Consider the following 21,589-nt stretch of genomic DNA (forward strand, 5'->3'; position numbering starts at 1 on the left):
ACCTCTGCCTCCGGAGGCTAGAGGTCTTTTATATTCTCCGTGCGGGGCTGCCAACGGGCTAACCATTGAAGCGCTTCGAGAGGTGTCATTGCCTCAATATTAAGCTTTTTCAAGGCATCGATAGCTGCTAATGATTCTGAGCAAAGAAATGGCTCGGTTGTCGGTGCGTTGAGCTCACTTTGCGGCTTGTTTATGGCTGGCTTGGTTGGTTGCTCAAGCTGTTCTAAAATCTGCTTGGCACGCATCAAGACAGGTTTTGGCAAACCTGCGAGTTGTGCAACTTGTACACCGAAACTGCGGTTTGCGGCACCCTCTGTGACGCGGTGCTCGAACACAATACGCTCTTCGTGCTCACTTGCCTCCACATGTAAGTTTACGCATCCACTTTGTTCACCGATACTCTCGGTTAACTCAAAATAGTGGGTCGCAAACAAGGTAAGCGCACGGTTATCAGAAAGAAGAGACTCAGCACAAGCCCAGGCTAAAGCTAGACCGTCATAGGTCGATGTTCCACGACCGATTTCATCCATTAATACTAGGCTACGATGCGTTGCGTTATGCAGTATAGCCGCTGCTTCTGTCATTTCTACCATAAAAGTAGAGCGGCCAGAGGCAAGATCGTCTGACGCACCAATCCGCGTAAAAATCCGATCAATCGGTCCGAATGTTGCTGCAGAAGCGGGAACAAAACTGCCACAGTGAGCCATGATGGTTAACAAAGCGGCTTGACGCATATAGGTCGACTTACCGCCCATGTTGGGGCCGGTAATAAGCAACATGCGCTCCGCCTCATTAATTACAAGATCATTAGCTATAAAAGGCGCATCTAGCTGCTGTTCAATGACAGGGTGACGCGCAGCTTTGAGTGACATTCCAATGCTTTGACTTAACTTGGGGCGACAGTAATTATGGGTGGCTGCTTGAGCGGCAAAGCCACGTAAAACATCGATTTCTGCTAGCGCTTGCGCAGTGCCTTGAAGCAGGGTAAGACTTTCAGCCACAACGTCTAACAAGGCTTCATAAAGCCATTTTTCCCTTACTAAAGCTCGAGACTGTGCCTGCAGTACTTTATCTTCGTAGGTTTTTAGCTCAGGGATTATATAACGTTCAGCATTCTTTAAGGTTTGACGCCGCTGATAATCGGCTGGAATGTGCGCCGAACTTGCCCGACTGGCTTCTAAGTAATAACCATGTACCTTGTTATAACCAATTTTTAAAGTCGAGATCCCTGTTCGTTGACGTTCGCGTGTTTCTATCTGCTGCAAAAAGTCTGTTGCTCCCGCTGCAAGCTGGCGTTGTTCATCAAGTTCCTCATCAAAGCCATCGGCAATGACGCCACCATCACGGATCAGCATTGGCGGTGCATCAACTAAAGCTTGTTCCAGTGTTTTCAACAGTTCAGGGAAGTCGTGCAAACTTTCAAGCCATGGTTGCAGCTGATCATAACCGGTCAGTGAGGTTCGCAACGTCGGTAAGCTTTGCAGTGCATGGCGTAGCCGCGTTAAATCTCGCGGTCGAGCGCTGCGCAGGCCAACACGAGAAAGTATACGTTCTAGGTCACCGATATTACGCAACGTTTTATGTAATTCGTCTAGGTCGACAGATTGCAGCACAGAAACAGCTTCATATCTCTCGTTGAGCGTGAAGTGATCTCGAATAGGGCGTTGAAGCCAACGGCGGAGTAACCGTCCTCCCATTGCCGTAGCAGTCACATTTAATGTGTCGAATAATGAGGTTGCTGCACCGCTTAACGAGCTGACGATTTCTAAATTACGTTGACTCGTAGCATCTAGTTGAATAGCTTCGTCACCTTGTTCCGCTCTAATACTTTGAATATGTGGCAGCGCTGCGCGTTGGGTTAGCTTTACATAGTTCAAAATAGCCCCAGCGGCACCGATAGCATGACGGTAGCGTGATATGCCAAAACCATCAAGATGCTGAACGTGAAGCTGCCGACAAAGTAATGCTTCGCCGCTATCACTTGCAAATTCCCAGTCTGGTCGAGGGCGAATAGAGCCGTTTTGGTACCACTGCGGCGACCAGCTCATCGTATCGGGATGGAGTAGTTCAGCCGGCTGTAGGCGTTGTAACTCTGCCTGAAGCTGCGTCTCATTCGTGCATTCAAGAACACTAAAGCGCCCACTGGCCAAATCTAAACACGCGATGCCGAATAATTTGTCGTAGGTGACCGCCACCAACAAGTTTTCTTTGGTTTCTGAAAGTAAGGCTTCATCAGTAACAGTACCCGGTGTGAGCACGCGCACAACTTGACGTTCAACCGGTCCTTTACTCGTTGCTGGATCGCCTACTTGTTCGCAAATCGCAACCGACTCACCCATTTGCAGTAAACGTGCAAGATAATTCTCGGCCGCATGGTACGGCACACCAGCCATTGGAATCGGCTTGCCGTTACTCGCTCCTCTTTGGGTCAGCGATATACCAAGTAATTCAGCTGCTTTACGGGCATCATCAAAGAAGAGCTCGTAAAAATCCCCCATGCGATAGAATAAAAGCGTATCGGAATGTTCCGCCTTTATGCGTAGATATTGCTGCATCATCGGTGTATGTGCGGAAAAGTCTGCGGTGGCTGTTGTCGCTTTCGGCATGCCTGTTATTATCCGTATAGAGTAAGTTTATCTGGGAGCCTTTAGTTAAAATGGTAACACAATCTCACATCGAACTGGCACAGAAATTCGGCGATTGGTTAAGCCAAAAAAATTGGCGAATTGCGACAGCAGAATCCTGCACGGCTGGAGGAATAGGCTATGCTCTAAGCTCAGTTGCGGGTAGCTCAAGATGGTTTGAGGGCGGTCTTATAACATACAGTAATGCGCTCAAACGTGACTTGTTAGGGGTTTCTGAGTCTGTGCTAGATCATTATGGTGCAGTTTCAGCCGAAACAGCTGAAGCCATGGCAACAGGTGCACAGCGAGCAACAGGTGCTGACTTAGCGATTGCGGTAACAGGTATTGCTGGGCCTGACGGTGGTAGTGTAGAAAAGCCTGTAGGACTCGTTTGGTTTGGCCTTGCTTGGCCTGATGGATGCCGGAGCTGGTCAAAGCAATTTGCAGGTGACAGAGCCGCAGTGCGCGATGCAACTATTACTGAGGCGCTGAGAAGTTTTCAAAATTTATCTTGATACTGTATAAAAATACAGTATACTCAAATTAACTTAGTTATTAATAGAACGGACATTATCATGACCAATGACAAACAAAAAGCACTCGACGCGGCGTTAGGCCAAATCGAACGTCAATTCGGTAAAGGCTCCATTATGCGTTTGGGGGATAACCAAGCGATGGACATCGAGTCGGTTTCAACGGGCTCGTTAAGTTTAGATATTGCCCTTGGTATTGGTGGCTTACCGTTCGGTCGTGTGGTCGAAATTTATGGACCAGAATCCAGTGGTAAAACGACACTTACTCTACAAGTCATTGCGGAAGCTCAAAAAGCAGGTAAAACCTGTGCCTTTGTCGATGCCGAGCATGCACTTGACCCAGTTTACGCCGAACGACTTGGCGTTAACGTCGATGAGCTGCTGGTTTCGCAGCCTGATACCGGTGAACAAGCACTGGAAATTTGTGACATGCTGGTACGTTCTGCAGCTGTCGATGTCGTTATTGTGGACTCTGTAGCGGCTCTGACACCTAAGGCTGAGATCGAAGGTGAAATGGGCGATAGCCACGTTGGCTTGCAAGCTCGTTTAATGTCTCAAGCGTTGCGTAAACTTACCGCAAATATTAAAAAGTCGAATAGCTTGTGTATCTTTATTAACCAAATCCGCATGAAGATTGGTGTGATGTTCGGTAATCCTGAGACCACCACAGGCGGTAATGCTCTTAAATTCTATTCCTCGGTGCGTTTAGATATTCGTCGTACTGGTGCGGTGAAAGAGGGTGATGAAGTTGTTGGTAACGAAACTCGTGTAAAAGTTGTAAAGAACAAAGTGGCTCCGCCGTTTAAACAAGCTGAATTCCAAATCATGTATGGTGCAGGTATCTCTAAGGAAGGCGAGTTAATTGACCTAGGCGTTAAACAGAAAATTGTGGACAAAGCTGGTGCATGGTACAGCTATAACGGTGATAAGATAGGCCAAGGTAAAGCAAATTCGATCAAGTTTCTGATCGAGAATCCAAAGATCGCAGCTGAAATTGAAAAGCGTATCCGTGAACAGTTATTGGCTAAACCTGTAAAAGCTGACAAGAAGGCTGCGGCGAAGCCTGAGACTGAAGCGGCGGATGATGATTTGATTTAATGTATAAGGATAACTAAGCGATGAGTTATGTGAAAGTTGCTCTCGCACTTGGCTCTGGTGCAGCTCGCGGTTGGTCTCACATTGGTGTTATTAAGGCACTCAATGAAATGGGTATCGAAGTGAATATGGTTGCAGGAACTTCAATCGGCTCCCTTGTGGGGGCCGGTTTTGCTTCTGGACGAATCGAAGAGCTGGAAGAGTGGGTTCGTGACATGGGGCGTTGGCAGGTATTTAACTTGCTTGATTTTGGCTTTAGTCACGGTGGAATTATTCAAGGTGAGAAAGTATTTAGTCACGCACGCGAACGATTCGGCGGTGTCGAAATTGAAGATCTTGATGTCACTTATGGTGCCGTCGCAACTGATTTGTACACTGGGCGCGAAGTTTGGTTACGTAAAGGTGATATTTACCATGCGGCGCGTGCATCTTGTGCCATGCCTGGACTATTAGCACCGGCCGCACACAATGGTCGTTGGCTGGTAGACGGGGGTTTGGTGAATCCTGTTCCTGTTTCATTGTGCCGAGCGTTAGGTGCCGACTTTGTCATTGCTGTACATCTTAATTCTCAGTTAAATAATGCAGCTGTTGAAGCGCGTGGTAAACATCGTCCACCGCACCCTGAACCACAAGCCGACCTTCACGAAATGCCAAAAACTCGTACGACAGCGGTGGATACGGGGGGAAAATACGAACCCTCTGATTTGACGCAGCAAAAGCCTGATGAAGACGAAGGTTTTTTCAAGAACTTCTTAACTACGAGTAGCCAGTACTGGGATAACGTGGTTGATAAGTTCAATGGGCCGTCACATAAGGCTCCAGGTATGTTTGGTGTGATGGCGGGAGCTATCGATATTATGCAAGAGAGGATTACTAAAGGGCGTATAGCCGGTGATCCACCCGACATTTTAGTGCAACCAAAGTTAGGCCATATTGGTTTACTTGAGTTTGAACGAGGCAATGAGGCGATAGACTTGGGCTATGAAACGACAATGAGAATGAAAGACTATATTCTCAGTGAGCTTGAGCTTTATGCCGAAAGGTCAGGCGCTATTTAATAAAAAACCGCAGCAAGAGCTGCGGTTTATTTTGGTCTTCAAGAAATGAAAACGATAGCTTAGTAGCTATTCATTTTGCGTTCCATTTCATCAAATGTTTCGCGAAGGTTTTCATCTGGCTTAGCCGTTGCGAGGCTAAAGACGATAATCGCGATAGTACATAAGATAAAGCCTGGAATAATTTCATAAACGAAACTACTCAAGGTTTGTCCGTCAATCACCGGTACGTAAATGCAGAAAAGTAAGGTTGCCGCACCTACTAACATACCCGCAAGAGCACCATGACGGTTCATGCGTTTCCAGAACAAGCTCAGAATGACCACAGGACCAAATGCAGCACCGAAACCTGCCCATGCGTTAGCAACGAGACTCAGAATCGTATTTTCTGGGTTCCATGCCAAAGCAATAGCCACCAAGGAAACGATAAGTACCGAAATTCGGCCGACCAGAACAAGTTCTTTTTGGCTTGCATCACGACGTAAAAATGCCTTGTAAAAATCTTCTGTCAATGAACTTGATGTCACTAGTAGTTGTGATGAGATGGTACTCATAATTGCAGCCAAAATTGCGGCTAACAAGAACCCTGCAATGAGAGGGTGGAACAAGAACTGCGAGAAGATAATAAAGATTGTCTCGGCATCGTTAAGTACCATTTTGGTTTCGGCAACGTATGCGATTCCAACAAAACCGGTGATCATGGCGCCAATAATTGAAACTGTCATCCAAACGATACCGATGCGACGTGCTTTGGGTACATCCTCAACTGAGCGAATGGCCATAAAGCGTACAATAATGTGAGGCTGACCAAAGTAACCCAAGCCCCAAGCTAACAGTGAAATGATGCCTAAGAACGAAAGTTGGTTAAGCATTGGATCAGCGATAGCACCATCGCGGAAGAAATCTAAGAAGTCTGGGTTAATCGTACGTACTTGGTCGGTTACTGAGTTGATACCGCCAAGGTCAAATATAGCGACGATAGGAACCAAGACCAAGGCGACGAACATAATACAGCCTTGCACAAAGTCGGTCATGCTGACCGCTAAAAAACCGCCAAATAGCGTGTAGGCACAAACCACACCAGCGGTCACCCAGAGCCCTAAGCTGTATTCAAGGCCAAAGGCTGAGCTGGCAAACAACTTACCGCCGGCAACTAAGCTTGCTGAGGTGTATAGGGTAAAGAAAATGATGATGACCAGAGATGAAAAAACGCGAAGTAGTCGCGCTTTATCGTTAAACCTGTTGGCAAAATAATCAGGTATGGTAATAGAGTCGTTGGCGACTTCTGTATACATACGTAGGCGTGGTGCAACAATAATGTAGTTAAGATAGGCACCGACCACGAGACCAACAGCGATCCATAACTGGGAAACACCTGAAACATAAATGGCGCCGGGAAGCCCCATGAGCATCCATCCGCTCATATCCGATGCACCTGCAGAAAGCGCAGTCACACCAGGACCTAAACCTCGTCCGCCAAGCATATAGCCTGATACGTCGTCTGTTGATTTTTTATAGGCGTAGAGTCCAATCCCCAGCATTGCTATGAAATAGAGCGCTAATGATAAAAGCGTACCTGTTTCCAAAGCTTTACTCCTTCGTTGTTGAGTGTAACGGCACTTTGTAATTATGATCTGAGTGCAACAAGCTCTTGGTGAGTTGTTCCTCAGGATGGTTTATCAGTGCCTGCGTTGTTCCAAACTCGATCATTTTACCACGATGCATTATCAAGATCTTGTCTGAAACATGTTTCACGATCTCCGCCGAATGTGAGACAAAAATAAAGGAAATTCCCATATCTTCTTGGAGATCGATAATAAGATTAATAATTTGAGCTCTAATCGATGGGTCAAGAGCAACGAAAGCTTCGTCGGCCACCACAATTTGCGGCTCAAGCACAATGGCGCGCGCAATACAGACCCGTTGCTGTTGTCCACTTGAAAGCATGTGTGGATAGAAACCGAAATGGTCTGGTAACAGACCAACTTTGCGTAAAGTATCGTACACATGTTGTTTTTGTTGTTGTGCCGGCCAATCAGTATTAAAGATAAGTGGCTCAGTCAGTTGCTGACCAACGGTGGTCTGCGGGTTAAGTGAGCGTAAGCTGTCTTGAAAGATCATTCGAATATAGCGACAGCGCTGTTGGTCTGTCATGGCCTTGAGAGACTGACCATTGAGAAACACTTCACCTGATGTTGGGCGTTCAGCCGCAGCGATAATTTTGGCAATGGTTGATTTACCTGAGCCTGTTTCTCCCATGATGGCAAGCGTTTCACCGCGTTCGAGGTCAAACGATAGAGGCTCTAAGGCGCAAACGCGTTTACTGGGCATCCAACCGTCTTTATGTACATAAGACTTACTAATGTTGCGTACCTCGAGTAGCTTACTCATGTTCACTGTCCTCGCGTAGCGGGTAGTGACAAGCAAACTGCTGGTGTTGCTGCTTTCTCAGCTCTGGCTGCTTAACACATGCACGGCGTGCATAAGGACAGCGTGGACCAAGGCGACAACCGATGGGCATGTGCTGCAAAGTCGGTATGGCACCGGAAAGAGTCGGAAGTCGTGTTTTTACCGGCGTATCTTGATTGAATAGGCTCATGCTGAGCATTGCATCCGTGTATGGATGCAGGGGAGCCTGCATAACATCGTCGGTGGGTCCGGTTTCCATCAATTGACCGCAGTATATCAAGCTAATACGCTGACTTTCGGGAACCACTGCCGTCAAGTCTTGGGTGATCATTAAAATTGACATACCTTGTCCAGCGCTTAGTTTCGCCAGTAAGCGATAGATCTGTGCACGCGTGCTGGGCTCCATGGCGGTCGTTGGCTCATCGGCTATCAACAGTTTTGGATTGTGGGCGATGGCCATCGCAATACTGACTTTCTGTGCGAGACCTTCAGAAAGTTCATGGGGGTAGCTTTCCATCACATCTTTGGTGTCTTTGATACCGACACGATGCAGTAACCGCTCAGCACGAGTTTGCCGGTCAGCGCGACGTTTGAGGTAAATCCCCGTGAGCTCGCCCGAGGGGATGGTTTCACAAAGCTGCGGGCCCACTTTATCGTTAGGATCAAGGTGACTGCTCGGATCTTGAAATATCATGGCCATATCGCGCCCAGTGACGAGCCGCCGCTGGGCGTTGTTCAGCGCTAACAAATCGTAGTCGCGCCACCAAAGCCGATCTGCAGTGATCTTCCAGCGTGGATTGATAAAGCCGAGAATCGCTTTAGCAAGTAAGCTTTTACCCGAGCCAGATTCACCCACAAGTGTATGTATTTCACCTTCGGCGAGTTGCAGATTGAAACGATCGAGTACACGTACCGGACCATTATCTGTCTCAAGTTCGATATTGAGGTTACGAATATCAAGGATGGTCATGAGTTTCTTACTCGCTCGGCGATCGCGGCACGAACACTGTCACCTAAAACGTTAATCGAGAGAATCGTCAAAAAGAGAGCGAGTCCCGGCAAAATCATCATCCATGGGGAAAGATAAACTTGATCAAGGCTGCGAGCTAACATAGTGCCCCATTCGGGTGCAGGCGCTTGTACGCCAAGACCAAGGAAGCCAAGTGCGGCGATATCAAGAATAGCTGTCGATAGGGCAAAGGTCGTTTGCATTACAAGAACACTGGTGATATTCGGAAAAATGACGCGGGTTAACATATACCAGCGGTTCACACCATTAAGCCGCGAGGCAGTGACATACTCTTTGTAACGCTCGTCATAAATCGCATTGTGTACCACATGAATAAACTGCGGAATCAACACTAAGGTTATCGCAAGCATCACGTTAATCAGCGATGGCCCGAGTATGGCAATGATCACCAGTGCTAACAGCAACGATGGAATCGACAAAATGACATCGAGCATGTGGTTTAGTGTCGATGATTGAACGCCGCGTGACATTCCCGCCCAAGCACCAATACTAACGCCAATCACCGCGGCAATGAAAACAGCAATGACTGGGTAGCCTAAGCTATAGACTGAACCAGCTATGATGCGCGATAAAATATCACGGCCAAGATCATCTGTGCCAAATAGAAAGCGAATTTCCCCGCTAACATCCCAACTAGGGGGTTGTAAAATGGCATCTGAGAACTGCGCATCAGGGTTAAAAGGGGTAATCAATGGCGATAACAGCATCATTAGCAACGACAGGCTAAGGATATAAAATGCCACCACCGCAAACGGATTGGCATTCATGTGCAGCCATATTTGCCGCAACGGCGAAGGCTCGCGTTGCTGGAAGTAAATATTAGTGTTCTGCATAGAGTTCCTTGCGTACCTGCGGGTAACGCCACGCGTGGAAGAGCTCCACTACTACGTTAACAAACAGTATCAGTGTCGCAAAAGCGAATAAACCGCCTTGAAGAACAGGGTAATCACGCTCGTAAATACTTTTGACCAGCCAACTGCCTAATCCTGGCCAGTTAAAAATGACCTCAGTGACGATGATATTACTCATCAAAATACTAAACATTAAACCTAATTGGCGAACCACGGGTTGCATCGCGTTAGGTAAAACATGGCGAAATAAAATTCGTAGTTCGCTAAGGCCACGCGCTCGTGCTGCCCGAATATAGTTCTGTTGTAACACTTCAAGCATACTGTTACGAGTAATCCGCATCAACATAGTACCGGGCATAATGGCCAGTACTATCACGGGAAGCCATAAATGGTTGATAGCATCAGCAAGTGCTGCTGATTTATAAGGGTTATCACTCGCTAAGATGTCTAAAATAATGGAACCCGTTTGCACATCGATATTGAAAAGTGGGTTCAACTGCCCTGAGATCGGAGTCCACCCAAGTTTTACCGCGAATAGCAAAATAAGTAGTTGAGCCAGCCAAAAGACGGGTACTGAATAGGCACTTAAACTGACCCCCATCACGACTCTGTCCATTGCGCCTCGTTGTTGTCGGGCTGCATAAAGGCCCAAGGGAGCACCGATCACCATGGCCAGCAGCATTGCTAAAACACTGAGTTCAAGGGTACCGCCCAATAACGGTAATAGTTGCTTAAAAACATCCCGCTGCGTGGTTAAAGACTGGCCCCAATCACCACTACTGAAGTGACCTAAAAAACGTAGGTATTGGGTAAAAATAGAACTGTCAAAGCCGCGTGCCTCAGCAGCTAACTGATAGCTCAAACTATCGCTGGCACGAATGCCGGTCATATTGGTTAATGTATCGCCCGGAAAAAAATAATTAAGACTAAACAGAAATACTGTTAGCAGCCACAGGGTCACAATCAGCAATGTTAATCGTCGAAGGGTATAACGGATCATCGCTTCGCCTCTGTGGTATCAGGTTCGGCATCGCGGTAGGCATGGCGAAAGCTTACGCCACCGTATGCTGGCACTTCGACGCCATGGATGTCACTGCGGTAAGCTTGGAAGCGCATGGAGTTGGCGATAGGTACCAATGGTGCTTCGCGATAAACATAGCTTTCGACCTCTTGATAGAGCTTGGTGCGTTGGTCGTTGTCTGCTTCAGCGATTGCTTGCATCAACAAATCGTCAAATTCAGGCTCACACCAGTTGGCGCGATTGGTGCCAACGTTTAAGGCGGAACAGCCTAATAGAGGGCGGAAAAAGTTGTCCGGGTCGGCATTATCGGCAATCCAGCCAATTAATACGCTATCGTGTTCATTGCGCACCAAACGTCGACGAAAAGCATTCCATTCGTAGGTAACAATATTGGCGCGTACGCCTATCTGGGCTAGATCTGCTTGAATAAGCTCTGCCATTTTTTGCGCGTTAGGGTTGTAGGCGCGCTGTACCGGCATCGCCCATATATCAAACTCGAAACCGTCGCCTAAGCCTGCTTGCTCTAGCAACGCTTTGGCGCGCTCTGGGTCGTAACCATAAGTCTGGTCGACCGGACTATACGCCCACGAAGTTTCGGGTAAAACACCCGTTGCTAATTTTGCATTATCATTGTAAATCGTTTGAATAATGGCGGAACGATTAATCGCACTGGCCAGTGCGCGCCGTACCAGTACATTGTCAAATGGTGGGTGTTCGGTATTAAAAGCCCAAAAAGCGATATTGGGGTTTACGGTACTGGCAATTTTTATATTATCGGCAGTGTCTAGCTTGGCTAGTTCATCGACCAACGGGTACGGGATCACGTCACACTCACCGGTTAATAGCTTAAGCATGCGCTTATTGGCGTTGGGCGTAATCGAGTACACTAACTGTTTCATTCGAGCCGGGGTGCGCCAGTAATCGGCGTGCCGTTGATAACGAATGATAAGGTCTTTACGAAAGTCTTTAAAGATAAACGGACCGGTGCCTATTGGGCGCTTATCAATCTGTTCTGGTTGCCCTTGCGCGAGAAGTTCAGCACCATACTCGGCAGACAATATGACCGCGAAATCTGTGGCAAGGTTGGCAAGAAACGAACTATCACTGCGGCGCAAATAAAAGTCAACGGTGGTGCCGTTCACAGCTTCGACTTTGCTTATTAATCGGTTCAGCCCGCTGGCTGTAAAAAAGGGGTAGTTACCACCATTTACTTCATGGTAAGGATGCTGTTTATTCAACCAGCGATTAAAGCTAAAGACGACATCGTCAGCATTCAGTGTCCGGCTGGGTGAAAACCAAGAGGTATCATGAAACTGTACTTTCGGCCGTAACATAAAGCGGTAGCGTTTACCGCCATCCAGGGCATGCCAAGACTCAGCCAAAGCGGGAACGAATGCTTGCTGTTCATCGTCGTAGTCGAGTAAGCGGTCATAGATCTGCGCAGAGGTCGCATCGATAGTGGTGCCAGAGGTGCCAAGTTGTGGGTTAAAACTCTCGGGATTGCCCTCGGAACAATAGACAAGACCCTCTTGTAACGGCGCGACCTCTTCGTCTGAAGGGGTACATGCCGCTAGTGTTACTATCGGGGCTAAAAGCCAGAACCGCCAAATATTCATTTAATTCGTTGATCCATCGAGTAATTGATACTTTTTCAAGTAGCCTCTTAATTGATGATAGGTGAGTCCGAGTAATTCTGCTGTTTTCTTTTGATTGAATTGTGCATGGCGCAACGCTTGTTGTAAAACTTCGGTCTCATAATTTGCGGTCACCTCTTTGAAATCGATGGCGCCACAATTAAAGTCAATGGCGGACACCGAAGCAATAACAGGTGTCGATGAAGTATCGTCCGCAGCCGCTTGATCGGTGTTTTCTATTTCAGAGCTAGTCACCGAAGCTTGCCTATGGGCCGCTGGTTTTGGTCGCCAAGGGCTGGCAAAGGGGTCAATAATAATTTCATCAAGCGGCACCGCACCGCTACCGAGACGATAAACCGAACGCTCTACCACGTTTTTCAATTCGCGAATATTGCCCGGCCAGGCATAATCAAGCAAGGTCTCTTTGGCGTGTTGGGTAAACCCACTAAACAGTTCATAGTCGAGTTCGCGAGCCATCTGTATGGCAAAGTGTTCGGCTAATATGAGAATATCTTCGCGCCGTTCACGCAAGGGGGGCAGGGTAATGACATCAAACGCGAGGCGATCTAACAAGTCTGCACGAAACTTCCCTTGCGCGGCCAGCTCCGGCAGATCTTCATTGGTTGCAGCTACCAGGCGAACATCCGTTGAGACGGTTTTACTGCCACCGACCCGTTCAAACTCACCATATTCGATGACGCGTAGAATCTTTTCTTGCACCAGCGGCGAAGTGTTGGCGAGTTCATCTAAAAAAAGCGTACCGTTATCGGCCCGTTCAAAGCGACCTTCATGGCGTTTCTGCGCACCGGTAAAAGCGCCCGACTCGTGGCCGAATAACTCACTTTCGAGTAAGCTTTCACTTAAGGCGGCACAATTAAGTTTTATATAATTTTGCTGCCATCGCTGAGAGAGAAAGTGTAGGCGCGCGGCAATCAATTCTTTACCGGTGCCACGCTCGCCAATGATCAACACTGGTTTTGCTAACGGGGCAATCTGTGAAACCTGCTCAAGTACAGCTAGAAAACTATTTGCTTCGCCAATCAGGTTATCTGCTTCGCGTGGGGGACTCATAGTAAGCCTCTTTATTATTGTTCTTTTCTTAGTTTACTGCTGGTGTGGTGAATTTGGCTAATAATTAGTGTATTTGATAACCGCACAGGGTCAATAAAAATATCATATATTGACCATAATTAACCAAAAATCAGCTGATTAGCCGCATTTATAAAAGTTGGCACAGTACCTGCATTGTTATTCGTGACCGTAAAGTAACAGTTTCGAATCAATTAATGAGGACACGAACATGGGTATCTTTTCACGATTTTCAGATATCGTAAATTCGAACATCAACGCATTACTGGATAAAGCAGAAGATCCAGAAAAAATGGTGCGTCTGATTATTCAAGAAATGGAAGACACACTGGTAGAAGTTCGCTCAACATCAGCTCGACTGATTGCTGAGAAGAAAGATACCGAGCGTCAAATGAGTCGTCATGAACAAGATGTGACCGATTGGGAGAAAAAAGCTGAACTCGCGTTAAGTAAAGATCGCGATGATCTTGCTCGCCTAGCGCTTGTTGAAAAGCGTAAGGCCGATGACGCAGTGGCAAGCTTAAATGTCGATATTGAGCGTATTAATGAGCATTTAAACCGTCTGAATGAAGAAGTAGGGCAGTTGCAAGAAAAGCTCGCAGACGCCAAAGCACGGCAAAAAACAATTATCATGCGCCAGCGTGCGGCAAGCAGCCGTTTAGAAGTTAAAAAGCGCATCGATAGTGGCAAAATTGACGATGCAATGCTCCGCTTTGAACGTTACGAGTCTAAAATTGATGATCTAGAGTCACAAGTTGACGCTTACGATATGGGCAAGAAGACCTTGCGCGATGAGTTTGCTGAACTTGAAGACGAAGACACTATCAATGACGAACTTGAAGCGTTAAAAGCACGCGTTAACAAAGACAAAAAAGCCGACTAAATTGACTCGAAACTTTGACGCCACCCGCGGCTGCGGGTGCTGTCAAATGTGACCACAGGGAACTTTCACAATGGCAGATATTCTTGTACCAATGATAGCTGTGCCACTGATCCTTTTTATGATCTTCGTGGCACCCATTTGGGTCATTATGCACTATCGTAGCAAACGTAAAATTAGCCAAGGGCTTTCGGAAACCGAGCTACAAGACCTGCAACAACTGACCCAACAAGCAGAAAGAATGCGTGAACGTATTAAGACATTGGAGTCCATTCTTGATGCAGATGCACCAACGTGGAGGCAGCGCAAATGAGCAATTTAGACGCTAATTCACCACGCAAGCAGCTCTTGCGTGATAAGAAAAACGGCAAAATTGCCGGGGTATGTGCCGGCATCGCGAACTATTTTAATATTGAAGCCTGGCTGGTGCGTATTATTGTGGTGACTGCAGTTTTCTTCGGCCACGGATTTGTCGTTATACTTTATATTGCCGCTTGGATGATTTTAGACGAAAAACCAGTCAGCCAAAACAATGGCGATCACCAGCCGGTAGGACTCAAGACCAGAGTTTACCAAGCAGGTGAACCGCCGCGTCGAGCGTATAAAGAAATTGACGAGGAATATCGTGAGCTAGAAGCTCGCTTACAAGAGATGGAACGCTATGTCACATCTAACGCCTACCAGGTCGATCGCGAACTAAAGAACCTGTAAAAGTGCGCTAGATCAAACTTAGGGTGGAAAATAAGCGTTACACCTCACCGGCAACTGTGTCGCCCAGACAAGTTGCGTTGCACCAGGGCAGCATGCACTCTTTGATGTCGACAACAGGAGGACATACTGCCAATGCGCACTAATAAAAAACACAAACCGCAATGGCAGCCAGCCACCATGACGATCCATGGCGGAAAACAGCCAGATCAACATGGTGCCTTGGTTGCACCTTTATACCAAACTTCGACCTTTGCGTTTAACTCGACGGCAGAGGGCTCGGCCCGTTTTGCTGGTGAACAGCCAGGCTACATCTATTCGCGCCTTGGCAACCCGACAACGAATGAGCTTGAGGCTCGTGTCGCTGAGCTCGAAGGGTTTCCGGCGGGCGCTGCCTGTGCCACCGGAATGGGTGCAGTGTCAGCTGCAATGCTGGCATTTTTAGAGCATGGCGACCACGTGGTTGTTGCCGACGCCATTTATGGCTGCAGCTTTGCGCTGTTCTCCCACCTGTTTAAAAAGTTCGGCATTGAGGTCGACTTTGTCGATATGACAGAGCCAGCTAATGTACGTTCGGCGATGCGCGCGTCAACGAAAATGGTTTTCATTGAAACACCTGCGAACCCCCATTTGAAAGTCATCGATATTGCCGCAGTTACATCGATTGCACATGAGTTCGATGCACGGGTGATTGTCGACAATACTTTTATGACACCGTTATTGCAGCAACCGCGTAAGCAGGGCGCCGATCTGGTGATTCACAGTGCCACCAAATTCTTAAATGGACATGGCGATGTCGTCGCAGGCCTGATTTGTGGTAGCGCGGACGACATCGAGCTTATTAAAGCCACCACCCTGAAAGATATGGGCGCAACAATGAGTCCCCATGATGCTTGGTTAATTTTGCGAGGGCTGAAAACGTTAGACGTGCGCATGGAGCGGCATTGCCAAAACGCAGCCAAAGTAGCGGACTACTTGGCTCGCCACGATGCTGTACGTGAGGTTTACTTCCCTGGCTTTGCTGATCACCCAGCACAAAGTTTAATGGGAACTCAAATGCATGGTACCGGTGCGGTCATTGCCTTTGAACTGCATGGCGATAGTGCGAAAGCACAACAAATGCTTGATAGCTTGCAACTTATTACCATTGCCGTGAGTTTAGGCGATGCAGAAACCCTTATCCAGCATCCGGCCTCGATGACGCACTCACCCTATACCCCTGAAGCAAGAGCAAAAGCGGGCATAAGCGAAACCTTGATAAGAATCGCCGTAGGGTTAGAGTCGGTAGACGATATTATTAATGACTTAGAACAATCACTCAGCAAAACTTTTGACACAACTAAAACAAAAACGTCAGAACAACAACGAGGGGAACCTTTGACTTATGGGTAAACAAAGCCAATACGTTTCAAGGCAGCCAGACGAAAATGGCATTATCGACTGGAGTGACGAAGACAACGCAGTATGGCGCGATTTGGTTGCTCGCCAGTTAAAATTAATTCCAGGCAAAGCCTGCGATGAATATATGCATGGGTTGGAACTTATCGACTTACCAAAAGATCGAGTGCCCCAGCTTCATGAAATAAATCAGGTGTTGGAAGCGACGACAGGATGGCAAGTGGCGCAAGTTCCGGCACTCATCCCATTTGATGAGTTTTTCCGGTTGTTAGCGAACAAGCAATTCCCCGTTGCCACCTTTATTCGGACGCGAGAGGAATTCGATTATTTACAGGAGCCAGATATCTTCCATGAGATTTTTGGCCACTGCCCGCTACTGACCAACCCAGCGTTTGCACACTTTACCCATCAATACGGTAAGTTAGGCTTGAATGCAACGCCCAAAGAACGGGTCTACTTAGCGAGACTGTATTGGTTTACGGTTGAATTTGGCTTACTGAGCACGCCTGACGGTATTCGTATTTATGGTGGCGGTATTTTGTCATCGCCCGGTGAAACCGAGTATGCAGTGAATAGCGATAAACCGGAGCGTAAACCGCTGAACCCAGTTGATGCCCTAAGAACGCCCTATCGCATCGACATTATGCAGCCAATTTACTACACCTTAGAAACCACTGAACAACTATTTGAAATTGCCGATCTGGATATCATGGCTTTGGTTCATGAAGCGATGGAACTGGGGCTTTTTGAGCCGAAGTTTCCACCTAAAGATGCGGCTTAACTCATTGAGGAGTAATTATGAGCGATTTAAAACAACAAAAGTGTGAAGCCTGTAATGCCGATGCACCGAAAGTAAGCGACGATGAGCTTGCAGAGCTAATGCGTGAAATTCCGGAGTGGGCGCCTGTTGCTCGCGACGGCGTTATGCAATTAGAGCGTGAGTTTAAATTTAAAAACTTCAAACAAGCGCTCGCTTTCACTAATAAAGTGGGTGATATTGCCGAAGCGGAATTTCATCATCCGACGCTCGTCACAGAGTGGGGGAAGGTCACCGTTACTTGGTGGACGCACGCAATCAATGGCTTGCACAAAAATGACTTCATTATGGCAGCACGCACAGATGCAGCACTAGCAGAAGACTAACGTTTAGCGTTGCGCTGTAGTGCACAAAGCTATCGATAAAAGGCCTTCGCCCTAGTTACGGGCGAGGGCTTTTTTATGTATACTATTGTTTACATACAAACCGACTTATAAGATGTGCTGATGCGTCTCGAAATTACTTGTGATGACCGCCTCGGTCTTTGCCAAGATGTGTTGCAAATTCTCCGTGATCGCGAAATTGATCTCCGTGGTATTGAAGTTGACCCCAAGGGTAAAATTTTCCTCAATTTTCCAGAATTAGAGTTTAAAGATTTTCAGCATTTAATGCCTGAAATTCGACGGATTCCAAACGTAAAAGACGTTAAAACCGTTGCTTTTATGCCATCGGAGCGTGAACACTTCGAATTTAGTATGTTGCTGAATAAGCTACCTGATCCGGTAATGTCTATCGATGCTAAAGGTTTTATTGATATCGCCAATGATGCGGCTGGACTTTTATTATCAGACACGCATGAACACTTGCCAGGTAGTGCCATTACGCAATGGCTGAGCGGTTTCAATTTATTGCGTTGGCTGGAACGACAACCAACCGAGCCGCAGTTAAGTCAGGTGACCATCAATGGCGCAAAATACTTTGCCGAAATGATGCCTATTTGGGTGAAAGACGAGCAAGATCAAACAAGTTTTGCGGGCGCAGTACTCACCTGTAAACCGCAGCCATTGAGCAGCCAGTGGCAGCGTACCGGCCAGCACGATGCATTTCACCAACTGTTAGGTGAGCATGCCAGTATGAAGCGTTTGCGCAAGGAAGCGCGCAGAATGGCTGAACTGAACGTGCCATTGTTAATACAAGGGGAAACCGGGGTTGGTAAAGAACTGCTGGCGCGCGCTTGTCACCAAACCAGCTCGCGGTCGGGCGAGGCTTTCTTAGCTGTGAATTGCGCCGCGTTACCTGACAACGTCGCTGAAAGTGAACTGTTTGGGCATGGTAAGGGCAGTTTAGGACCTCACACCGAAGCGAAGAAAGGTATTTTTGAGCAGGCCAACGGCGGCACCGTATTATTAGATGCGGTAGGAGAGATGTCGAACGGCCTACAAGCAAAGCTATTACGTTTTATTCAAGACGGTAAATTCCGGCGTATAGGTGAAGAACAAGAAGTAGCAGTGGACGTTCGTATTATCTGTTCAGCGCGTGATGATCTTTTAGATCAAGTCGAAGCTGGCACCTTTCGTGAAGATCTTTTCTATCGATTAAATGTGCTCACCTTACAATTACCGCCACTGCGCGAGCGCAAAACCGACATCACCTTGTTGGCCGAGCATTTCAGCCTACAAGCGTGCCAACGGCTTGGTCGAAGCTTAGTGTTATTGACACGCGAGTGCCGAGAAGTACTGCAACGGTACCAGTGGCCCGGGAATGTGCGGCAACTTGAAAACGTGCTGTTTCGTTCGATATCGATGCTTGAAGGTGACCGCCTAGAAGCGTCAGATTTACATCTTCCTGATGCCGCAGGTTTACATGAGAATGTTGCGGTAGACCTTGAAGAGGGAAGCCTTGATGAAGCGTTGAAAAAGTTTGAAAGTACTATTTTGAGGCGCCTCTACCCGAGCTATCCAAGTACCCGCCAACTCGCGAAAAAGTTAGGCTTGTCGCATACCGCTGTGGCGAATAAGCTACGCGAATATGGTATCGGCAAACAGCGTCGCAAAACCTCGCCAAAAGCATCAAAGTAAACCTATATTTACAATAAACACCGTCTGTGTATGGAAAAACGTACATAGGCGGTGCTTTTAGTAAGCTAAAATTGATCTGTATCAATAACTTTACAAAAGTAGCAGTTGGCAACAGCCGTACTGTTTAAGCTGTGCGGCTAGCAGTTCGTGACCAAGCGTAGTAGAACATGGGTCATCATAACTAAAGCCAAACAGCAGTGAGGACAACCGGATGACAGATATTAACTATAACCCATTACAAACCGACGGTTTTGAATTCGTCGAGTATGCAGCCCCTGACGCGAAAGGCATTGCTGCGTTGAAAGACCTTTTCGTAAAGCTTGGCTTCACCGAAGTGGCAAAACATAAAACCAAAGAAGTGTGGCTTTACAAGCAAAACGATATCAACTTTATTGTTAACGCGGAAACAGGCGGTCAGGCTGAAGCCTTTGCTAAAGACCATGGCCCGAGTGTTTGCGGTATGGCTTGGCGTGTCAAAGATGCGCAACACGCAGTTGCTCACGCTATTGAGAACGGTGCGAAGCCGTTTAAACGTTCGGTAGGACCAAACGAAGCCGATTTCCCAGCCGTTTACGGTATCGGTGAAAGCGTACTTTCGTTCATTGATAACTATGAAGGTAAGGGCGTCTACGAAGCCGATTTCGATTTTTATGACAACTGGGAAGCAAGCATGAAAGAACATGCTGCAGGCCTTTACGAAGTGGACCATCTTACGCATAACGTATTCCGCGGTAACATGGACACATGGGCAGGTTTTTACGAACGTATCGGTAACTTCCGTGAAATCCGCTACTTCGATATCGAAGGCAAACTCACCGGTTTGTTAAGCCGCGCAATGACCGCTCCGTGTGGAAAAATTCGGATTCCAATTAACGAATCCCACGACGATAAATCACAAATTGAAGAATACTTGCGGGAATACAAAGGCGAAGGTATTCAGCATATTGCGTTAACCTCGGACAACATCTATCAGACCGTTCGCGACTTGCGCAGTATCGGTATGAACTTCATGCCAACGCCAGACACATACTACGAGAAAGTAAATGAGCGGGTAGAAGGTCACGATGAGAATCTTGAAAATCTTCGCGATCTGCAAATTCTGATTGATGGTGCGCCAATGAAAGATGGCATTCTGTTGCAAATATTCACTCAGACCGTGATTGGCCCAGTCTTTTTCGAAATTATTCAGCGTAAAGGTAACGAAGGCTTCGGCGAAGGTAACTTTAAAGCGCTGTTTGAATCGATCGAAGAAGACCAAATTCGTCGAGGAGTGTTAGACGATGCGTAAATGGATCAGCTTTCCGAAACAAGTGGGTGTGAGCTCGAAACAAGCTCACGCTGACTTCCCGGAGCAGGCGATCTATGAACGTGAAGTTGGGCGTAGCGGTTTCTTTGGTCCGGCGACTCACTTTCATCACCGCCATGCGCCAACCGGTTGGAGCGAATGGGAAGGTGATTTGCGGCCACGTAATTTCGACTTTAACAAGCTCGATAATGTAGCCACGGCGTCGCCGTGGCAAGTGCCGCTACTACTGCACAATGCTCAGTGTAAATTTCGCATCTGGCATTGTAATGACCCTATGCCTTATTTGGTTCGCAATGCTGACGGGGACGAATTACTTTTTATTCACGAAGGGCGTGGCGAATTATTTTGCGACTATGGCCATATAACCTTAGAAAAGGGTGATTACTTCGTTATTCCGCGTTCAACAAACTGGCGTTTAGAACCATTAGAGCCGATGCAGATGGTGATGATTGAGGCGACAAATAGTGCCTATCAACTGCCCGAGAAAGGCTTAGTTGGCAACCATGCGATTTTTGATCCAGCGTGTTTAGATACGCCCGATATTGATAGTGACTTCAAAGCTCAATACAGTGAAGAGCAGTGGCATATTGAAGTAAAGCGCCACGATAAAATCTCTCGCATTACCTATCCTTATAATCCGCTTGATGCAGTGGGGTGGCATGGCGATTTAGCACCGGTGCGCGTCAACTGGCGCGATATTCGCCCGTTAATGAGTCACCGTTACCATTTACCACCGTCAGCCCATACTACGTTTGTGGCCGAGGGCTTTGTGGTGTGTACGTTCGTTCCACGGCCGATCGAGTCGGATCCGGGTGCGCTAAAAGTGCCGTTCTACCACAATAACGATGATTACGATGAAGTACTGTTCTACCACGAAGGTGACTTTTTCAGCCGTGATAATATCGATAAGGGTATGGTAACGTTTCACCCGGCAGGTTTTACCCATGGTCCGCATCCGAAAGCGTTCCAAGCCGGGCGTGAACATAAGAAAAAATTCACTGATGAAGTGGCGGTTATGCTAGATACGCGTAATGCGTTAGAAATGGGCGCTGCTTGTGAACAAGTTGAAAACCCAGACTATGTGTATAGCTGGCAAGACAAAGACCAAAAGGCTAAATAAT

Annotated in this window: 20 protein-coding genes; 12 read left to right on the top strand and 8 right to left on the bottom strand. The window is 47.3% G+C overall.

The genetic code is table 11. The annotated features are described in order from the left end of the window. Nucleotides 1–17 precede the first annotated feature (17 nt). The gene (gene mutS, locus PSI9734_RS02225) at nucleotides 18–2,606 is read right to left on the bottom strand and encodes a DNA mismatch repair protein MutS (protein ID WP_173919478.1); all 2,589 of its coding nucleotides are present in this window, start codon (nucleotides 2,604–2,606) and stop codon (nucleotides 18–20) included. A 50-nt stretch (nucleotides 2,607–2,656) separates the two neighbouring features. On the opposite strand from mutS, the gene PSI9734_RS02230 reads away from it, so the two are divergent. The 3 genes from PSI9734_RS02230 to PSI9734_RS02240 are packed head-to-tail and all read left to right on the top strand — an operon-like array spanning nucleotide 2,657 to nucleotide 5,310. Beyond that, a complete protein-coding gene (locus PSI9734_RS02230; RefSeq protein WP_173919479.1) occupies nucleotides 2,657–3,139 on the top strand; it encodes a CinA family protein in 483 nt (160 codons plus the stop codon). A gap of 60 nt (nucleotides 3,140–3,199) precedes the next feature. After that, nucleotides 3,200–4,255 (top strand): recombinase RecA, encoded by a 1,056-nt coding sequence (gene recA, locus PSI9734_RS02235; protein WP_173919480.1) that lies wholly within the window; start codon nucleotides 3,200–3,202, stop codon nucleotides 4,253–4,255. 20 nt (nucleotides 4,256–4,275) lie between these two features. Continuing rightward, nucleotides 4,276–5,310, top strand: coding sequence for a patatin-like phospholipase family protein (locus PSI9734_RS02240; RefSeq protein WP_173919481.1), 1,035 nt, complete (start codon nucleotides 4,276–4,278; stop codon nucleotides 5,308–5,310). Nucleotides 5,311–5,369: 59 nt separating this feature from the next. Here the strand turns inward: PSI9734_RS02240 and putP are convergent, their stop codons facing one another. From putP to pspF, 7 genes are read right to left on the bottom strand one after another with little or no spacing between them, the layout of a single operon-like run. Beyond that, nucleotides 5,370–6,893, bottom strand: coding sequence for a sodium/proline symporter PutP (putP, locus tag PSI9734_RS02245; RefSeq protein ID WP_173919482.1), 1,524 nt, complete (start codon nucleotides 6,891–6,893; stop codon nucleotides 5,370–5,372). 4 nt (nucleotides 6,894–6,897) lie between these two features. Beyond that, the gene (locus tag PSI9734_RS02250) at nucleotides 6,898–7,698 is read right to left on the bottom strand and encodes an ATP-binding cassette domain-containing protein (protein WP_173919483.1); all 801 of its coding nucleotides are present in this window, start codon (nucleotides 7,696–7,698) and stop codon (nucleotides 6,898–6,900) included. Further along, complete coding sequence (locus PSI9734_RS02255) at nucleotides 7,691–8,686, bottom strand: oligopeptide/dipeptide ABC transporter ATP-binding protein (protein WP_173919484.1); 996 nt, start codon at nucleotides 8,684–8,686, stop codon at nucleotides 7,691–7,693. Before PSI9734_RS02255 ends, PSI9734_RS02250 begins: the two co-directional genes overlap by 8 nt. Beyond that, the gene (locus tag PSI9734_RS02260) at nucleotides 8,683–9,579 is read right to left on the bottom strand and encodes an ABC transporter permease subunit (protein WP_173919485.1); all 897 of its coding nucleotides are present in this window, start codon (nucleotides 9,577–9,579) and stop codon (nucleotides 8,683–8,685) included. Before PSI9734_RS02260 ends, PSI9734_RS02255 begins: the two co-directional genes overlap by 4 nt. Then, nucleotides 9,566–10,597 carry an ABC transporter permease gene (locus PSI9734_RS02265; RefSeq protein WP_173919486.1) on the bottom strand — a complete coding sequence of 344 codons (1,032 nt, stop codon included), beginning with the start codon at nucleotides 10,595–10,597 and terminating at the stop codon, nucleotides 9,566–9,568. The genes PSI9734_RS02260 and PSI9734_RS02265 overlap by 14 nt, the downstream gene beginning before the upstream one ends. Continuing rightward, nucleotides 10,594–12,234 carry an ABC transporter substrate-binding protein gene (locus PSI9734_RS02270; RefSeq protein WP_173919487.1) on the bottom strand — a complete coding sequence of 547 codons (1,641 nt, stop codon included), beginning with the start codon at nucleotides 12,232–12,234 and terminating at the stop codon, nucleotides 10,594–10,596. Before PSI9734_RS02270 ends, PSI9734_RS02265 begins: the two co-directional genes overlap by 4 nt. Next, nucleotides 12,235–13,323 (bottom strand): phage shock protein operon transcriptional activator, encoded by a 1,089-nt coding sequence (gene pspF / locus PSI9734_RS02275; RefSeq protein ID WP_173919488.1) that lies wholly within the window; start codon nucleotides 13,321–13,323, stop codon nucleotides 12,235–12,237. 229 nt (nucleotides 13,324–13,552) lie between these two features. Between pspF and pspA the strand changes: the two genes are divergently transcribed. The 9 genes from pspA (at nucleotide 13,553) to PSI9734_RS02320 (ending at nucleotide 21,588) form a co-directional block, all read left to right on the top strand. Continuing rightward, nucleotides 13,553–14,224, top strand: coding sequence for a phage shock protein PspA (gene pspA / locus PSI9734_RS02280; protein WP_173919489.1), 672 nt, complete (start codon nucleotides 13,553–13,555; stop codon nucleotides 14,222–14,224). Nucleotides 14,225–14,294: 70 nt separating this feature from the next. Then, the gene (gene pspB / locus PSI9734_RS02285) at nucleotides 14,295–14,534 is read left to right on the top strand and encodes an envelope stress response membrane protein PspB (protein WP_173919490.1); all 240 of its coding nucleotides are present in this window, start codon (nucleotides 14,295–14,297) and stop codon (nucleotides 14,532–14,534) included. Continuing rightward, on the top strand, nucleotides 14,531–14,932 hold the full coding sequence (pspC, locus tag PSI9734_RS02290; protein WP_173919491.1) for an envelope stress response membrane protein PspC: 402 nt from the start codon (nucleotides 14,531–14,533) through the stop codon (nucleotides 14,930–14,932). The genes pspB and pspC overlap by 4 nt, the downstream gene beginning before the upstream one ends. A 132-nt stretch (nucleotides 14,933–15,064) precedes the next feature. After that, entirely contained in the window at nucleotides 15,065–16,321 is a 1,257-nt protein-coding gene (gene megL, locus PSI9734_RS02295; protein ID WP_173919492.1) for a methionine gamma-lyase, read from the top strand. Then, the gene (phhA, locus tag PSI9734_RS02300; RefSeq protein WP_173919493.1) at nucleotides 16,314–17,108 is read left to right on the top strand and encodes a phenylalanine 4-monooxygenase; all 795 of its coding nucleotides are present in this window, start codon (nucleotides 16,314–16,316) and stop codon (nucleotides 17,106–17,108) included. Before megL ends, phhA begins: the two co-directional genes overlap by 8 nt. 17 nt (nucleotides 17,109–17,125) lie before the next feature. Next, on the top strand, nucleotides 17,126–17,470 hold the full coding sequence (locus tag PSI9734_RS02305; protein ID WP_173919494.1) for a 4a-hydroxytetrahydrobiopterin dehydratase: 345 nt from the start codon (nucleotides 17,126–17,128) through the stop codon (nucleotides 17,468–17,470). A 120-nt stretch (nucleotides 17,471–17,590) separates the two neighbouring features. Continuing rightward, a complete protein-coding gene (gene tyrR, locus PSI9734_RS02310) occupies nucleotides 17,591–19,162 on the top strand; it encodes a transcriptional regulator TyrR (RefSeq protein WP_173919495.1) in 1,572 nt (523 codons plus the stop codon). A gap of 211 nt (nucleotides 19,163–19,373) precedes the next feature. Then, complete coding sequence (hppD, locus tag PSI9734_RS02315; RefSeq protein WP_173919496.1) at nucleotides 19,374–20,450, top strand: 4-hydroxyphenylpyruvate dioxygenase; 1,077 nt, start codon at nucleotides 19,374–19,376, stop codon at nucleotides 20,448–20,450. After that, nucleotides 20,443–21,588: a homogentisate 1,2-dioxygenase gene (locus PSI9734_RS02320; RefSeq protein WP_173919497.1), complete on the top strand. Its 1,146-nt coding sequence runs from the start codon at nucleotides 20,443–20,445 to the stop codon at nucleotides 21,586–21,588. Before hppD ends, PSI9734_RS02320 begins: the two co-directional genes overlap by 8 nt. Nucleotide 21,589: the final 1 nt, after the last annotated feature.

The organism is Pseudidiomarina piscicola, assembly GCF_902806985.1.
Classification (GTDB): domain Bacteria; phylum Pseudomonadota; class Gammaproteobacteria; order Enterobacterales; family Alteromonadaceae; genus Pseudidiomarina; species Pseudidiomarina piscicola.

Coding starts and splice junctions, on each gene's coding strand:
- PSI9734_RS02265 (WP_173919486.1), bottom strand. CDS start 10,597: ATGATCCGTTATACCCTTCGACGATTAACATTGCTGATTGTGACCCTG.
- PSI9734_RS02320 (WP_173919497.1), top strand. CDS start 20,443: ATGCGTAAATGGATCAGCTTTCCGAAACAAGTGGGTGTGAGCTCGAAA.
- pspF (WP_173919488.1), bottom strand. CDS start 13,323: ATGAGTCCCCCACGCGAAGCAGATAACCTGATTGGCGAAGCAAATAGT.
- PSI9734_RS02305 (WP_173919494.1), top strand. CDS start 17,126: ATGAGCGATTTAAAACAACAAAAGTGTGAAGCCTGTAATGCCGATGCA.
- PSI9734_RS02270 (WP_173919487.1), bottom strand. CDS start 12,234: ATGAATATTTGGCGGTTCTGGCTTTTAGCCCCGATAGTAACACTAGCG.
- PSI9734_RS02260 (WP_173919485.1), bottom strand. CDS start 9,579: ATGCAGAACACTAATATTTACTTCCAGCAACGCGAGCCTTCGCCGTTG.
- tyrR (WP_173919495.1), top strand. CDS start 17,591: ATGCGTCTCGAAATTACTTGTGATGACCGCCTCGGTCTTTGCCAAGAT.
- phhA (WP_173919493.1), top strand. CDS start 16,314: ATGGGTAAACAAAGCCAATACGTTTCAAGGCAGCCAGACGAAAATGGC.
- hppD (WP_173919496.1), top strand. CDS start 19,374: ATGACAGATATTAACTATAACCCATTACAAACCGACGGTTTTGAATTC.
- PSI9734_RS02250 (WP_173919483.1), bottom strand. CDS start 7,698: ATGAGTAAGCTACTCGAGGTACGCAACATTAGTAAGTCTTATGTACAT.
- mutS (WP_173919478.1), bottom strand. CDS start 2,606: ATGCCGAAAGCGACAACAGCCACCGCAGACTTTTCCGCACATACACCG.
- pspB (WP_173919490.1), top strand. CDS start 14,295: ATGGCAGATATTCTTGTACCAATGATAGCTGTGCCACTGATCCTTTTT.
- recA (WP_173919480.1), top strand. CDS start 3,200: ATGACCAATGACAAACAAAAAGCACTCGACGCGGCGTTAGGCCAAATC.
- PSI9734_RS02230 (WP_173919479.1), top strand. CDS start 2,657: ATGGTAACACAATCTCACATCGAACTGGCACAGAAATTCGGCGATTGG.
- PSI9734_RS02240 (WP_173919481.1), top strand. CDS start 4,276: ATGAGTTATGTGAAAGTTGCTCTCGCACTTGGCTCTGGTGCAGCTCGC.
- pspC (WP_173919491.1), top strand. CDS start 14,531: ATGAGCAATTTAGACGCTAATTCACCACGCAAGCAGCTCTTGCGTGAT.
- PSI9734_RS02255 (WP_173919484.1), bottom strand. CDS start 8,686: ATGACCATCCTTGATATTCGTAACCTCAATATCGAACTTGAGACAGAT.
- pspA (WP_173919489.1), top strand. CDS start 13,553: ATGGGTATCTTTTCACGATTTTCAGATATCGTAAATTCGAACATCAAC.
- megL (WP_173919492.1), top strand. CDS start 15,065: ATGCGCACTAATAAAAAACACAAACCGCAATGGCAGCCAGCCACCATG.